Origin of the sequence: Aquitalea magnusonii (assembly GCF_003202035.1) — a bacterium.
Lineage (GTDB): Bacteria > Pseudomonadota > Gammaproteobacteria > Burkholderiales > Chromobacteriaceae > Aquitalea > Aquitalea magnusonii.
This window is the reverse complement of sequence record NZ_QJKC01000014.1, coordinates 39391-53864: the sequence shown is the minus strand read 5'-3', so window position 1 is coordinate 53864 and position 14474 is coordinate 39391. Positions and strand designations below refer to the sequence as shown.

Annotated in this window: 12 protein-coding genes and 1 pseudogene; 10 read left to right on the top strand and 3 right to left on the bottom strand. The window is 60.6% G+C overall.

The window, feature by feature from the left end:
- Positions 1 to 16 precede the first annotated feature (16 nt).
- Entirely contained in the window at positions 17 to 1759 is a 1743-nt protein-coding gene (gene nagE, locus DFR38_RS15100; RefSeq protein ID WP_059284681.1) for an N-acetylglucosamine-specific PTS transporter subunit IIBC, read from the top strand.
- Between the two features lie 175 nt (positions 1760 to 1934).
- Complete coding sequence (gene gap / locus DFR38_RS15095; protein WP_110313584.1) at positions 1935 to 2945, top strand: type I glyceraldehyde-3-phosphate dehydrogenase; 1011 nt, start codon at positions 1935 to 1937, stop codon at positions 2943 to 2945.
- A gap of 199 nt (positions 2946 to 3144) precedes the next feature.
- Here the strand turns inward: gap and DFR38_RS15090 are convergent, their stop codons facing one another.
- Positions 3145 to 3588 carry an Lrp/AsnC family transcriptional regulator gene (locus DFR38_RS15090; protein ID WP_059284682.1) on the bottom strand — a complete coding sequence of 148 codons (444 nt, stop codon included), beginning with the start codon at positions 3586 to 3588 and terminating at the stop codon, positions 3145 to 3147.
- Positions 3589 to 4041: 453 nt separating this feature from the next.
- On the opposite strand from DFR38_RS15090, the gene phoB reads away from it, so the two are divergent.
- The 4 genes from phoB to tal all read left to right on the top strand — a co-directional run bounded on the left by phoB (position 4042) and on the right by tal (position 7640).
- Positions 4042 to 4731: a phosphate regulon transcriptional regulator PhoB gene (phoB, locus tag DFR38_RS15085; protein WP_059284683.1), complete on the top strand. Its 690-nt coding sequence runs from the start codon at positions 4042 to 4044 to the stop codon at positions 4729 to 4731.
- Between the two features lie 7 nt (positions 4732 to 4738).
- Positions 4739 to 6058, top strand: a complete 1320-nt coding sequence (phoR, locus tag DFR38_RS15080; protein WP_059284684.1) for a phosphate regulon sensor histidine kinase PhoR — start codon at positions 4739 to 4741, stop codon at positions 6056 to 6058.
- Positions 6059 to 6185: 127 nt separating this feature from the next.
- Positions 6186 to 6485, top strand: a complete 300-nt coding sequence (locus DFR38_RS15075; protein ID WP_059284685.1) for a Dabb family protein — start codon at positions 6186 to 6188, stop codon at positions 6483 to 6485.
- Between the two features lie 93 nt (positions 6486 to 6578).
- On the top strand, positions 6579 to 7640 hold the full coding sequence (gene tal, locus DFR38_RS15070) for a transaldolase (protein WP_059284722.1): 1062 nt from the start codon (positions 6579 to 6581) through the stop codon (positions 7638 to 7640).
- A 259-nt stretch (positions 7641 to 7899) separates the two neighbouring features.
- Here the strand turns inward: tal and DFR38_RS15065 are convergent, their stop codons facing one another.
- Positions 7900 to 8430 carry a hemerythrin domain-containing protein gene (locus tag DFR38_RS15065; RefSeq protein WP_059284686.1) on the bottom strand — a complete coding sequence of 177 codons (531 nt, stop codon included), beginning with the start codon at positions 8428 to 8430 and terminating at the stop codon, positions 7900 to 7902.
- Positions 8431 to 8613: 183 nt separating this feature from the next.
- Here DFR38_RS15065 and DFR38_RS21785 point away from each other — a divergent pair.
- Both DFR38_RS21785 and ampD read left to right on the top strand, forming a co-directional pair.
- Positions 8614 to 9090 (top strand): annotated as a pseudogene (locus DFR38_RS21785) (GNAT family N-acetyltransferase); the annotation flags it as partial.
- A gap of 3 nt (positions 9091 to 9093) precedes the next feature.
- Entirely contained in the window at positions 9094 to 9669 is a 576-nt protein-coding gene (gene ampD / locus DFR38_RS21580) for a 1,6-anhydro-N-acetylmuramyl-L-alanine amidase AmpD (RefSeq protein ID WP_239688512.1), read from the top strand.
- A gap of 246 nt (positions 9670 to 9915) precedes the next feature.
- Here the strand turns inward: ampD and kup are convergent, their stop codons facing one another.
- Complete coding sequence (gene kup, locus DFR38_RS15055) at positions 9916 to 11781, bottom strand: low affinity potassium transporter Kup (protein ID WP_059284688.1); 1866 nt, start codon at positions 11779 to 11781, stop codon at positions 9916 to 9918.
- Between the two features lie 298 nt (positions 11782 to 12079).
- Here kup and DFR38_RS15050 point away from each other — a divergent pair, with 298 nt between their 5' ends.
- Positions 12080 to 13786 (top strand): proline--tRNA ligase, encoded by a 1707-nt coding sequence (locus tag DFR38_RS15050; RefSeq protein WP_059284689.1) that lies wholly within the window; start codon positions 12080 to 12082, stop codon positions 13784 to 13786.
- Positions 13786 to 14424 (top strand): lytic transglycosylase domain-containing protein, encoded by a 639-nt coding sequence (locus DFR38_RS15045; RefSeq protein WP_059284690.1) that lies wholly within the window; start codon positions 13786 to 13788, stop codon positions 14422 to 14424. Before DFR38_RS15050 ends, DFR38_RS15045 begins: the two co-directional genes overlap by 1 nt.
- Positions 14425 to 14474: the final 50 nt, after the last annotated feature.

Here is a 14474-nt window from a genome sequence, read left to right as displayed (position 1 = left end):
TCAAGGAGGAGTAGAGGTGAGTACACAAAACAAGTTTGCCGGCATCCAGCAGCTGGGCCGTGCCCTGATGCTGCCGATTGCCGTGTTGCCGGTGGCCGGCCTGCTGTTGCGCCTGGGCCAGCCCGATCTGTTGGACATCAAGGTGATGGCCCAGGCTGGTGATGCCATTTTCGGCAATCTGGCGCTGATTTTTGCCATCGGCGTGGCCGTGGGCTTTGCCCGCGACAATAATGGCGCCGCCGGCCTGGCCGGGGCCATCGGCTATATGGTGCTGACCGCGGTGCTGAAAGTGATGCCCGACACGCTGCTGGGCTACGATGTCTTCAAGTCGCTGGTGCATCTCGATCCTGCGGGCAAGCCTTTCGCCATCAACATGGGGGTGCTGGCCGGCATTCTGGCCGGCCTGGTGGCCGGTGTGCTGTACAACCGCTACAAGGACATCAAGCTGCCCACCTATCTGGCCTTCTTCGGTGGCCGGCGTTTCGTGCCGATTGCCACCGGCTTTGCCATGCTGCTGCTGGGCGTGGTGTTGGGCCTGGCCTGGCCGCCGGTGCAGAACGGCATCGACGCGCTGGGCAAGTGGCTGATCGGGGTGGGGGAGATTGGCCTGTTTATCTACGGTGTGCTCAATCGCCTGCTCATCGTCACCGGCCTGCATCACATCCTCAACACCATCGTGTGGTTCCAGGTGGGTGATTACACCGATACGGCCGGCAAGCTGGTTCATGGCGACCTCACCCGCTTCTTTGCGGGCGACAGGAGCGCCGGCATGTTCATGAGCGGCTTTTTCCCGGTGATGATGTTCGGCCTGCCCGCGGCCTGCCTGGCCATGTATCGTGCCGCCAAGCCGGAAAACAAGGCCGCGGTGGGCGGCGTGCTGTTCTCGATGGCGCTGACGGCTTTTCTGACCGGGGTGACCGAACCGGTCGAATTCGCCTTCATGTTCCTCGCGCCGGTGCTGTATGCCATTCATGCCGTGCTGACCGGTGTTGCCATGGCGCTGATGTATGCACTGGGCGTGCACCTGGGCTTTGGCTTCTCCGCCGGCCTGTTCGACTACCTGCTCAATTTCGGCATTGCCCAGAAACCACTGCTGCTGCTGCCGGTGGGCCTGCTGTATTTCGTCATCTATTACGGCCTGTTCAGCTTCTTTATCCGCAAATTCAATCTGCAGACCATGGGGCGGGAAGATGCGCCGCAAGTCGCCGTGCAAGTGCTTGCCGGATCGGCGCGCGCACATGGCTTCATCCTGGCGCTCGGTGGGGCGGCCAACCTGAAAGCAGTGGATGCCTGCACCACCCGTCTGCGCCTGCAGGTGGCGGATAACGCCAAGGTGGACGAGGCTGCGCTCAAGGCCCTGGGCTCGCGTGGGCTGATCAAGCCGGCGGCTGGCAGTGTGCAGGTCGTGCTGGGGCCGGAGGCCGATCTGATCTCTGATGAAATCCGCACGGCCCTGCAGCAGGGTGTTGCGGTGACGGATAACGCAGCCCCGGCGGTGGTGGTGAGCAGCGTCAAGGCCGTGGCCAGCAGTGGCCAGCGTAACGACTGGCTGCAGGCCCTGGGCGGAGCAGCTAATGTAAAACATGTGGAGGCCGTGGCCGGCAGCCGCCTGCGGGTGGAAGTGGCCGATGCCAGCCTGGTGGATGAACAGGCCCTGCACGCCCTGGGCGCGCGTGGCGTGACCACATTTTCCGGCAATCTGCTACATGTGGTATTGGCAGAAGACCCTGCTCCTTTTGCCAGTTTGTTACAGGGCTGAGCACAGCCGGGCACTACAGGGCGGCGGGCCTTGCCCGACAAGGATTTCACCGCTTTGTTGGTAGCCTGCACACTACTTTTGTAGTCACTTGCTTACAGAGCAAAAGGAGCAGAAATTGAATGGCGCAGGGCACGCTTAGATGACCTTGCGCCATTATCATTTTGGAGGATGCATCATGACGTTGAAAGTTGCCATTAATGGTTACGGCCGTATCGGCCGCATGGTGGTCCGCGCCTGGCAGGAGCGCTTTGCTGACCGCGATATCGAGATCGTGGCCATCAATGACCTGGGCAAGCCGGAACTGCACGAACACCTCACCCGCTTTGACAGCGTGCATGGCCCCTTCGGTGGCACCATCGCACTGGAAGGCGATGCCCTGGTGGTGAACGGCAAGCCGATCAAGCTGCTGTCCATCCGTAACCCGGCCGAGCTGCCGTGGAAGGAACTGGGCGTGGACGTGGTACTGGAATGTACCGGCATCTTCACCAAACGCGACAAGGCCGCCCTGCATCTGGAAGCCGGTGCCAAGCGCGTGCTGATTTCCGCTCCGGCCAACGATGCCGATGCCACCGTGGTGTTCGGTGTCAACGACGATGTGCTCACCAGCGCCATGACCGTGGTATCCAACGCTTCCTGCACCACCAACTGTCTGGCTCCGCTGGTACAGCCACTGATCGATACCATCGGTATCGAACGTGGCCTGATGACCACCATCCATGCCTACACCAACGACCAGGTGCTGCTGGATACCGATCACTCCGACCTGCGCCGTGCCCGTTCTGCCGCCGTGTCGATGATCCCGACCAAGACCGGTGCCGCTGCTGCCGTCGGCCTGGTGCTGCCCAAGCTCAAGGGCAAGCTGGATGGCTTTGCCGTCCGCGTTCCGGTCAGCAATGTCTCGCTGGTCGACCTGACCTTCACCTCCTCGCGCGATACCACGGTGGAAGAGGTCAACGAGCTGATCACCGCCGCTGCCAAAGGCCGTCTGGCTGGCGTGCTGGCCGTCAACACCCTGCCGCTGGTTTCGCGTGACTTCCTGCACCACCCGGCTTCCAGCGTGTTTGATTCCACGCTGACCCGCGTCATCGCTGGCCGCGAAGTCAAGGTACTGTCCTGGTACGACAACGAGTGGGGCTTTGCCAACCGCATGCTGGACACCTCGCTGGCCTGGGTGGCTGCCAAGTAATCCGTCTCCCCCTGGTGGCGTCAGAACCACCAGGGGGAAACCGGTGCAGTAAACCCGGCAGGCATTGGTCAGAAGATGCCTGCCTGGGTGCTTCGTTCGTAGATGTGCTTCTATATGGTCTCTCCCAAGAGTTTGGCCGAAGAATCGTCGATTCTTCGGCCATTTTTTTGCCTGGGATGTACCGTGTCGGCCGCGGCTTTCAGTCGTCCTGCAGCAGTTGCGGCATGCGCGGTGCAACCGGCATGTCGATGATGATGGAGGTCTTGGTATCGCCAAACTGCATCAACTGGGCAATCAGTGCCTGCAGGCTGGGCATGGTATCGACTGCCACTTTCATCATCAGGCCGCTGGTGCCGGTGATGGAGGCGCACTCCAGTACCTGCGGCATATTGCGGATTCTTTCCAGCACCACGTAGTACTCCAGATGCTTCACCGTCAGCTCGATCATGCAGAAAATGGGCAGACCAACCTTGGCCGGATCGATCTGGGCATGGTAGCCGGTGATGACGCCTTGTGCTTCCAGCTTGGCCACCCGGTCGGCAATGGCCGGTGCCGACAGGTTCACCCGCCGGGCCAGTTCGGCAAAGCTGATACGGGCATTTTCATGCAGGGCAGCCAGAATTTTTTTGTCGAATTTATCCATACTACGAATCGAAAGTTTCATGGCTTAAAAAAGCCATTTTACAAGGCATTAATGCGAAAAATCCCATATTTTCACATTAAATTATTGCTGCCAGCTCCGTACAATGCCTGCCGTATCAGAGCTGTTTCGGCACTGTCCCGCCGGGATGGCTCTTGTCCGGATTCGTTGCTGATGGGTTCATTTGCATGTAACCCGTTTGAAACTGTCCTGGTGATCTCTTTGTCCCTGGTCTCAAGTCAGACAAACAAATTTTTGACGAAGGCCATTCCGGGTCTGCCTTGTGGCAGGCCCGTTTTTTTTGCCTGTTTTCCGGGCCAGGCATGGCAAGATGACAGCCTTGCCCCCTGTGCTGGCGCGTGCGGTAAAAGTTTCGGCAACTATTTAAGAAATGTCATATTTCTGTAATCGCTGGTTTTTATCCTTGCCATAATCAAACCGGGACTGGACCGATACATGGCTGCCAATATTTTGCTTGTTGAAGACGAACCGGCGATTCAGGAACTGATCGCCTTTAACCTCACCCAGGCGGGGCATCACGTCTTGCGTGCCAGCACGGCCGAAGCTGCCCTGACCCTGGTGCGCAATGCACTGCCCGACCTGGTGTTGCTGGACTGGATGCTGCCGGGTGCTTCCGGGGTGGATATCGCCAAGCGCCTGCGTTCGGACGAACGCACCAAGCACATCCCCATCATCATGCTGACTGCCCGCTCCGACGAGCAGGACAAGATTACCGGGCTGGAGTCCGGTGCGGATGACTACATCACCAAACCCTTTTCGCCGCGCGAGCTGCTGGCCCGCATCAAGGCCGTATTGCGTCGCCGCGCGCCGCAGATGACCGATGATGCGGTCGAGGTGCAGGGCTTGCGGCTGGACCCGATCACCCATCGCGTCAGTGGCAATGGCGGCACCATCGATCTGGGGCCGACCGAATTCCGCCTGCTGCATTTCTTCATGACGCACCCGGAGCGTGTACACTCGCGTTCCCAGCTGCTGGATCAGGTGTGGGGCGATCATGTCTTCGTGGAGGAGCGTACGGTCGACGTGCATATCCGCCGCCTGCGCAGTTCGCTGGAAACCACCGGCCATGATGCCCTGATTCAGACCGTTCGCGGCACAGGTTACCGTTTCTCCACCCAGCAGTGAGGCAGTCTTGCGAGAATTCCTGCAGCGTACCCTGGTTTGGCTGATTGTCATCCTCTTCATCGGCCTGGGCTTCTGGGCCTTCAGCGGCCCGATTGAAGGCCTGATCGCTGCCTGTCTCAGCCTGCTGGCCTGGCTGGGATTTCATCTCTATCACATTGCCCTGTTGCTGCGCTGGCTTGACCACCCCACGGCCGAACGGGTGCCGGATGGTTTCGGTGCCTGGCATACGGTGTTCATGACCTTGTACCGCACCATGCGTACCCAGATGCAGAGCAAGCGCAAGCTGACCAATGTGCTGGAGCGCTTCATCAATGCCGGCGAGGCCATGCCGGATGGGGTGGTGGTGCTGGACGAGCATGACCGTATCGAGTGGATCAACCCGATGGCGATGGAGCATCTGAACCTGGACCGCAAGCAGGATGTGGGTAACCAGATTCTCAATCTCATTCGCCAGCCCAGCTTTCATGCCTACATGAAAAACGCCAGCTTCAGTCAGCCGCTGGTGTTGCAGTTTACCCAGCCGCGCGAGCTGGTGATCTCGGTGCAGCTGGTGCCCTTCGATTCCACGCGCAAATTGCTGCTCAGCCGCGACATCACTTCGCTGGAGCGGGTGCAGACCGTGCATCGCGATTTTGTCGCCAATGTTTCGCATGAACTGCGTACGCCGCTGACGGTGGTGGGCGGTTTTCTCGAGACGCTGTCCGACATGGAAGAAGTGGATCAGGCCACACTCAGCCACTTTCTGCCGATGATGATGGAGCAGTCGCGGCGCATGCAAAGCCTGGTGGAAGATCTGCTGACCCTGTCGCGGCTGGAAAACAGCCCCAAGGCCGCGGTGGCGGAAAAGGTCAACATGCAGCTGATGCTGGATACCCTGATGGTGGAGGCCGAAGGCCTGTCGCAGGGCCGGCACCAGATCAGGCTGGAAAGGGATTGCAGCCAGTGGTTGTGGGGCAGTGCGCAGGAGCTGCATTCGGCGTTTGGCAACCTGGTATCCAATGCCGTGCGTTACACCCCGGAAGGCGGCGCCATCACCCTGTCGTGGAAGGCCGAAGGCGAACGCCTGCGTTTTTCCGTCAAGGACAGCGGCATTGGCATTCCGCGCGAGCATATCCCGCGGCTGACCGAGCGCTTTTACCGGGTGGATCGTGGCCGTTCCCGCGGCAATGGCGGCACCGGCCTTGGCCTGGCCATCGTCAAGCATGTGATTGCCCGCCACAACGCCAGGCTGGATATCAAGAGCGAACCGGACAAGGGCAGTACCTTCAGCGTGATTTTCCAGCGCGAGCGTTCCGCCGAACCGGAAAACGGCTCCCACAGCGCCTGATTGGCGCCATGGCTGGCCAGCAGGCTGCGCCGGCCACGGTCGGCCGGCTGGGCTGCTGGTCTGGCCAACCCTCGCCAGCCCGCCTCATGGCAGGTAGGATGGCAGCTTCCACCGCCAAGGAGCTGGCATGCTGCATCATGTGGTGTTGTTGCGTTTTACCGCGGCGTCCACGCCGTCCGACATTGCCGAAATCAGCCGGCGTTTTGCCGCCTTGCCTGCGCTGATCGCCGGCATCCAGTCCTTTGCCGGCGGGCCGGATTGCAGCCCGGAAGGCTTGCAGCAGGGTTTCACCCACGGCTGGCTGTTAAGCTTTGCCGACGCGGCCGCCCGTGATGCTTATCTGCACCACCCGGCCCACCTGGATTTCGTTTCTTTCCTCAAACCATTTGTTGATGACGTTTTAGTCAGTGATTTCCATGCAAGTTAACGGAAAATCGCTGCGTTTGGGGCTTGGCCTGCCTGCGCTGGCGCGCTAGGATATTCCTCCATAATGCAAACTACCCTGTTCCCGGACCACACCATGAATCGTCTGCAATCCATTCGTCAGTTCGGCCAGCGTATCTGGCTGGATAATCTGTCCCGTGAACTGCTGGCTTCCGGCCAACTGGCCACCTTGCTGCAAGAAGACGGCATTGCCGGCGTGACTTCCAATCCGGCCATTTTCTACAAGGCCATCAGCAGCGATGCCAGTTACCAGGGTGATCTGGCACAGCTGAAAAGCAATGCCGCGCTCAGCGCAGAGCAGCGCTACGAGGCACTGGTGGTGCCGGACATCCAGGCCGCATGCGACCTGTTGCTGGAGCAGTACCGCAGCAGCCAGGGCAATGATGGCTATGTCAGCCTGGAAGTGTCGCCGGCCCTGTCGCACGACGAAGCCGGCACGCTGGCTGCGGCACGCCGCTTGTGGTCCGAGATCGGCCGTCCCAACGCCATGATCAAGATCCCGGCCACGCCGGCCGGCATCCGCGCCTTCCAGACGCTCACGGCCGAGGGCATCAACGTCAACATCACCCTGCTGTTCAGCCTGCCGCAGGTGGAAGCGGTATGGGATGCCTATATCGACGGCCTGAGCGCACGCCACGCCGCCGGCAAGCCGGTGTCCGGCATCAAGGCCGTAGCCAGCTTCTTCCTGTCGCGGGTTGACAGCCTGCTGGACCCGCAACTGCCGGCAGCCTTGCAAGGCAAGACCGCCATTGCCCTGTCCAAGGTGGCTTACGCCCGCTATCAGCAGCGTTTCCATGGCAGCGAGTTTGCTGCGCTCAAGGCTGCCGGTGCCTGGCCGCAATTCCTGCTGTGGGCGTCCACCGGCACCAAGAACGCCGCTTACTCCGATGTGCTGTACGTGGAAAGCCTGATTGGCGATGAAACCGTCAATACCGTGCCGGATGGCACGCTGGCGGCCTTCCGTGATCACGGCGTGGCTGCGCTGACCTTGCCGCAGGATGCGCAGCAGGCCCAGATCACCCTGCTGGAGGTGGCTGAGGCCGATATCGACCTGGTGGCGGTCGGCGACAAGCTGCAGCAGGATGGGCTCAAGCTGTTTGAAGATGCATTCGCCGCATTGTTGCAACTAACGGCCTAAGACTGGCGGCAGCCGCTAACGCAAAAAGGATGCCTTGCGGCATCCTTTTAGGCTGCTGACAGCGTGATTTGGCAGGATTCTACTGGACCCGGCACAGCCGGGCCTTCCAGTTGACTTATCGACTCCGCAGCCTTTCCATCTACTCCCAATCCCCCCGCCCTTGCCCTGCAAGGGAGCCCCGCTTTCCTTCCAGAAAGCGCGAAGGCGTTTTGAAAGGATGCCTGACGGCATCCTTTTTTGCTTTAGGACCGGCGGGTGTTCAGCAGGCTTGCTGACGGCGCTGGGCCATGTGCTGGCCGGCCACGCGCAACTCCTCGGCATTCAGGGTGGCGGCTGCGGTCGGAATCAGCCAGGCCTCTTCCGATGCCGCATGCTCGCGGTACTGACGTACAAACTCGGCCACGGCATTTTCGCTGATGCTGTCGATTTCGCCATTGCGCAGGGCGCGCAGATCATCGCGAATGGCATTCCAGCAGGAATGCAGATAGCCGTGCTCGGCCTCCAGCTGTTCGATGCGCGGGGCTGCCGTGGGGACGCGCTCCAGCAGGATGGGGAACAGTTCTTCTTCCTCGTCGATATGGTGGGCGGGGCCGGCGACGTCAAAATAGCGGATCACGCCATCGATGGTGTTCTTTACCGCCTCATTCACGCCATGTTCGGCGATATAGCCCGGCAGCTTGTCCAGCTGGTCGCAGAAGCGGCGGATCTTGTCATGGCAGGCCAGCAGCATGTCCAGGGGTTGTTCGAAGCTGGCGCTGCCGGTGTTGCCGATATCATTCAGGGTAAGCATGGTGGGAAGCCTCAAGCTGGGTGAATGGATCGAGTGTGCCGTGCTGCATTGCAAAAAACCATGATTCTGCTCAAATGCGCGGCACTCGGTTCGCAGCGGCCGGCGCTGCTGGCACAATAGGACATTGTGCGCCCTGCCAGGGTGGCTTGCCCAGCGCAATGCGCGGGCGGGGGCAGGGTGGCGATGTGGCGGCGGCAAAGACCGGCGAGAAAGGCAGCAATGGACATTCCGTTTGAAATCAGGCCAATACGGCTGGACGACCCGCAACTGGCAGCCGCGGCGCTGCGTATCCAGCTGTTGGCGCATCAGGTGGAGTGCGCGTGGCTGGATTATCCCCAGCTGCCGCTGATGTGGCCTGATCTGGCTGCCGTGATGGCCTGCCGCGACCGTGTGCTGGGCGCCTTTGAGGGCAATGTGCTGCGTGGTGTGCTGGTGGCAAGCCAGCGCCAGCAGGGCGGCTGGCATATCGAGCGCACGGTGGTGGACCCGGCCTGCTTTGGCGATGGCTGGGGTTACCGCTTGCTCAATCATCTGCTGGCGGATGCCGACGAAGTCAGCGTGGATACCGCCGAGGTCAATGCCGCGGCGGTGGCGCTGTATCACAAGGCGGGTTTTGTGCTGGAACAGCGCTGGAAGGTGCCGGATGGCTTGGTGCTGTGGCGCATGGTCTATCAGGCCGGCCGTGTGCAGCCGGTGCTGCATCTGGATGCCAATGGCTGGGTGCGCGAAGCGCGACAGATTCCTTCACCCAATTGTGATGCCCGCGAGGGCGGGGCGGCCGAATTGCTGGTCATTCACAATATCAGCCTGCCGCCCTATCGCTATGGCGGGCAGGCCGTGTCGCAGCTGTTCACCAATACGCTGGACCCGGCGGAAGATCCTTTCTTTACCAGCATTCAGCACTTGCGCGTCTCAGCGCATTTCTTTATACGCCGCAGCGGACAGCTGTTGCAGTTTGTTTCCGTGCATCAGCGTGCCTGGCATGCCGGGGTGTCCAGCTGGCGCGGGCGCGAGCGTTGCAATGACTTTTCGGTAGGGATAGAGCTGGAGGGCTGCGATTTCGAGCCCTTTGCCGATGCGCAGTACCAGATGTTGCTGGCACTATTGCGCGAATTGCGCAGCCAGCTGCCCTTGCGCGGCATGACCGGACATGAGGATATTGCCCCGGGGCGTAAAACCGATCCCGGCCCTTACTTCGACTGGGCCAGGGTGCGAAGGGAAATCGACCTGCCGGCGTAGTGGCGTCACTACATAGTAAAATTTCAGCCGTTTTGCCTCATGTGGCCGACTGTTTTGCGTCGGCCATTTTTGTGCTCAGCGCGATGCCGGCGGCCGGTGACTGCCACCATTCAAGTGGCAAGTACTTGTATTGAATGGGATTTTATTGTGCCTGCTGGTGCTTTGTAATCGATTACATTGCATGAATATGGCATGGCAAATAAAAAAGGCAGGCTGAAAAGCCTGCCTTTTGATGTAGTTGCTTGACTACAGTTCGACTTGCGCGCCCAGTTCCACGACGCGGTTGGTCGGAATCTGGAAAAAGTCGGTGGCGCGCAGCGCATTCTTGCTCATCCACACAAACAGCCGTTCGCGCCAGCGTGCCATGCCCGGACGCTCGGTGGAGATGATGGTTTCGCGCGACAGGAAGAAGGAGGTATCCATCAGCTCGAAAGCCAGGCCATCGGCTTCGCACAGTTCCAGCACATTGAGCACGCTCGGGTCTTCCTTGAAGCCGTAGCGGGCCACCACGCGCCAGAACGAGGGTGACAGCTGCACCACTTCCAGCCGCGATTCATCGTTGATGTAAGGCACATCCTCGGTGCGGATGGTCATCAGCACGATACGGTCATGCAGCACCTTGTTGTGCTTCAGATTATGCAGGAGCGCATGCGGTACGCCATGCAGGGTGCTGGTGAGGAAGACCGCCGTGCCCTGCACACGGGTGGGCGGGAAGGCTTCCAGGTTTTCGATAAAGCTGTCCAGCGGCAAGGCCTGTTCGCGCAGGCGGTCAAACAGCAGTTTGCGGCCCTGTTTCCAGGTGGTCATCAGCAGGAAGATCACCATGCCCAGCACCAGCGGCAGCCAGCCGCCGGAGAACAGCTTGAGCAGGTTGGCGCTGAAGAAGGCGGCGTCGATGATGCCGAAGATAATGGTCACGCCCAGCGCCAGCGGCAGCGGCCAGCGCCAGTTGACCCGTGCCACCACGAAGAACAGCAGGGTGGTGATCAGCATGGTGCCGGTCACGGCAATGCCGTAGGCAGAAGCGAGGCTATCCGACGTCTGGAAGGTCAGCACGACTACCAGCACGGCAATCAGCAAGGCCCAGTTGACGAAGGGCAGGTAGATCTGGCCGATTTCCTTTTCCGAAGTATGGGAAATCTCCATGCGCGGGCTATAGCCCAGCTGGATGGCCTGGCGGGTGAGCGAGTAGGCACCGGAAATCACCGCTTGCGAGGCAATCACCGTGGCCAGGGTGGCCAGGATGATCAGCGGCAGCAGCGCCCATTGCGGGGCCAGCATGAAAAAGGGATTCTCAATGGCCTTGGGGTTCAGCATCAGCAAGGCACCCTGGCCGAAATAATTCAGCACCAGTGCCGGCAGCACCAGGCCATACCAGGCGCGGCGGATCGGTGTTTTGCCAAAGTGGCCCATGTCGGCATACAGCGCCTCGGCTCCGGTCAGTGCCAGTACCACCGAACCCAGGGTCAGATACGCACCAACACCGTGCTGGTAGAGGAAGCGAACGGCATGCAGGGGGTTGATGGCGGCCAATACCGCAGGCGCTTGCAGGATTTGCAGCAGGCCCAGCACGCCGATCGTGCAGAACCAGAAGGTCATGACCGGTCCGAACAACATGCCGACACTGGCCGTACCAAAGCGCTGCAGGATAAACAGGAAAACCAGCACCACGATGGCCAGGGGCAGGATGTACGGACCCATGCTGGGACTGAGCACTTTCAGGCCCTCGGCCGCTGACAGGACGGAAATGGCCGGGGTGATGATGGCATCGCCATAAAACAGCGAGGCACCAAACAGGCCCAGCAGCACCACCTTCCAGCGTGCCGAATGGGTGATGTAATGCCTGGCCAGCGCCATCAGCGCCATGATGCCGCCTTCGCCGTGGTTATCGGCACGCAGGACAAAGGCCACATATTTGATGGAAACCACAAAAATCAGCGACCAGAAAATCAGGGAAAGAATCCCCAGGATGTTATCCGGTGTGGTAGCCATGTTGTGGCTGGTGAAACATTGTTGCAAGGTATACAGCGGGCTGGTGCCGATATCCCCGTACACCACGCCCAGCGCAGCCAGCGTCAGGCCGGTCATGGCTTGTTTATTGTGAGCCTGCATGATTTGTGTGCGTTCTTTGTGTAGTTAAGCATGCAATGCCATCCGCTTTCCGTGTTTGTTGCGGCGCAAGAAAATCGAATGGCCTGTGAGCGCGAAGGTTACTACTGAGTCGGGGCAGCGCCAAGCTAATGCTGTGTTCCTGCCAGTTTTACCTTGGGCCATGTAGGGGGAAAACGACAAAGCGCCGCGGATTTTCCCCTGCTACCCTGCCAGCATGGGGCTGTGGACGGGATGCTTTCCCGCCAAGGCCGCAAAACGCTACAATCATCCCCATTTAGCCGAATACCAAGGACGCATCATGCGCGCATCGCAGTTTTTCATTTCCACCCTGAAAGAAGCCCCCGCCGACGCCGACATCACCAGCCAGAAGCTGATGATTCGTGCCGGTTTCATTCGCAAGCTGGCCGCCGGCATTTACTCCTGGATGCCGATGGGCCTGCGCGTGGTGCGCAAGGTGGAAAATATCGTGCGCGAAGAAATGAACCGTGCAGGTGCCATCGAAGTGTCGCTGCCAGTGGTGCAGCCGGCTGGCCTGTGGCAGGAATCCGGCCGCTGGGACACCATGGGCGAGGAAATGCTGCGCTTCAAGGACCGCCACGAGCGTGACTTTGCCCTGCAGCCGACCGCCGAAGAAGTGATTACCGACATCGCCCGCAGCGAGCTGCGCAGCTATCGCGCCTTGCCGAAAAACTTCTACCAGATCCAGACCAAGTTCCGCGACGAACGCCGGCCGCGTTTTGGCGTGATGCGTGGCCGCGAATTCACCATGAAGGATGCCTACTCCTTCGACCGCAGCGCTGAAGCGGCGGGTGCCAGCTACGAAAACATGTACAACACCTATTGCCGCATCTTCGACCGCCTGGGCCTGACCTACCGTGCCGTGGCGGCCGATACCGGTGCCATCGGCGGCGACCGCTCGCACGAATTCCAGGTGATTGCCGATACCGGCGAAGATGCCATCATCTACTGCCCGGACTCCGACTACGCCGCCAATATCGAGTTGGCCGAAGCCGTGGCCCCGGCCGGCGAACGCCCGGCCGCCACTGCCGCGCTCACCAAAGTACACACCCCCAAGGTCAAGACCATTGCTGACCTGGTGGCATTCCTGAACATCGACATCAAGAGCACGGTCAAGGCGCTGGTGGTGGAAGGCGCCGAAGGCGAGGCGGTACTGTTGCTGGTGCGCGGCGACCACGAACTGAACGAAGTGAAGGCTGAGAAAATCGCCGGCATCAAGAAACCGCTGACCATGGCCAGCCCGGCACTGATCCGCGAAGCCTTTGGTGCCAATCCGGGTTCGCTTGGTCCGGTGGGCTTCAAGGGCCGCATGATTGCTGACCGTACCGTGGCCAAGATGGCCGACTTTGTCATCGGCGCCAACGAAGACGACCAGCACTACACCGGTGCCAACTTCGGCCGCGACTGCGCCGAGCCGGAAGTGGCCGACATCCGCAATGTGGTGGCCGGTGACCCCAGCCCGGACGGCAAGGGCGTGCTGGCCATCCAGCGCGGCATCGAAGTGGGCCATGTGTTCTATCTGGGTACCAAGTACTCCGCCGCCATGAACGCCACCTTCCTCGACGAAGACGGCAAACCGAAACCGTTTGAAATGGGCTGCTACGGCATTGGTGTCACCCGTATCCTGGGCGCCGCCATCGAGCAGAACCACGACGACAAGGGCATCATCTGGCCGGACAGCCTGGCCCCGTTCAATGTGGTGATCTGCCCGGTGGGCTACGACCGCTCGGCCGAAGTGAAAGCCGCTGCCGACAGCCTGTATGAGGCCCTGCTGGCCAAGGGCGTGGATGTGATCATCGACGACCGTGGCGAGCGTCCGGGCGCCATGTTTGCCGACTGGGAGCTGATCGGTGCACCGCACCGCGTCACCATCGGCGACCGTGGTCTGAAAGAAGGCAAGGTGGAATACCAGCAGCGCCGTGATGCCACGGCAACGCCGGTTGCCGCAGATGCTATTCTGGAACATCTGCTCGCCAAGCTCGCCTGATGAAAATCCTCCTGACGCTGTGTGCCCTCACCACCATGCTGGCCTTGCCGCCGGCGTGGGCGGGTGCGCAGCGCGAGGAGGCGCTGGCCGCCAATGTGGCCTCGGCCATGAGCCGCACCATTGCCGATGTCAATGCGCCACGGCTGGTGTTCGATACGCCGCAGGAAGGCCAGGCCTGGCTGGCCGAGATGTCGCGCCGGCTGCAAAAGCGCATTCCGGATGCCTGGATGCGCGAGCGGCTGCTCACCGCCATCCAGTACGAAGCCACCCGCGCCGGACTGGACCCGCAGCTGGTGCTGGGGCTGATCCAGGTGGAAAGCGGCTTTAACAAATACGCCATCTCACCGGTCGGTGCCCGTGGCCTGATGCAGGTGATGCCTTTCTGGGTGCGCCAGATTGGCAATCCGCAGCACAATCTGTTCGAACTCACGCTCAATCTGCGCTATGGCTGCACCATCCTGCGCCATTATCTGGACATGGAGCGTGGCAATCTCTATCGCGCCCTGGGACGCTACAACGGCAGCCTGGGCCGGCCGGAATATCCCAATCTGGTGATTGGCGCCTGGAAGAAACAATGGTCCTGGACTGCGCCTGTACCAGTCAAAGTGGCTGGCAGTAACCTGCCTTTAGGCCAGTAGACTTTGCACGCAAATAGCGTGCATTTTTCTTTCCTCTTCGCTTGAGGATT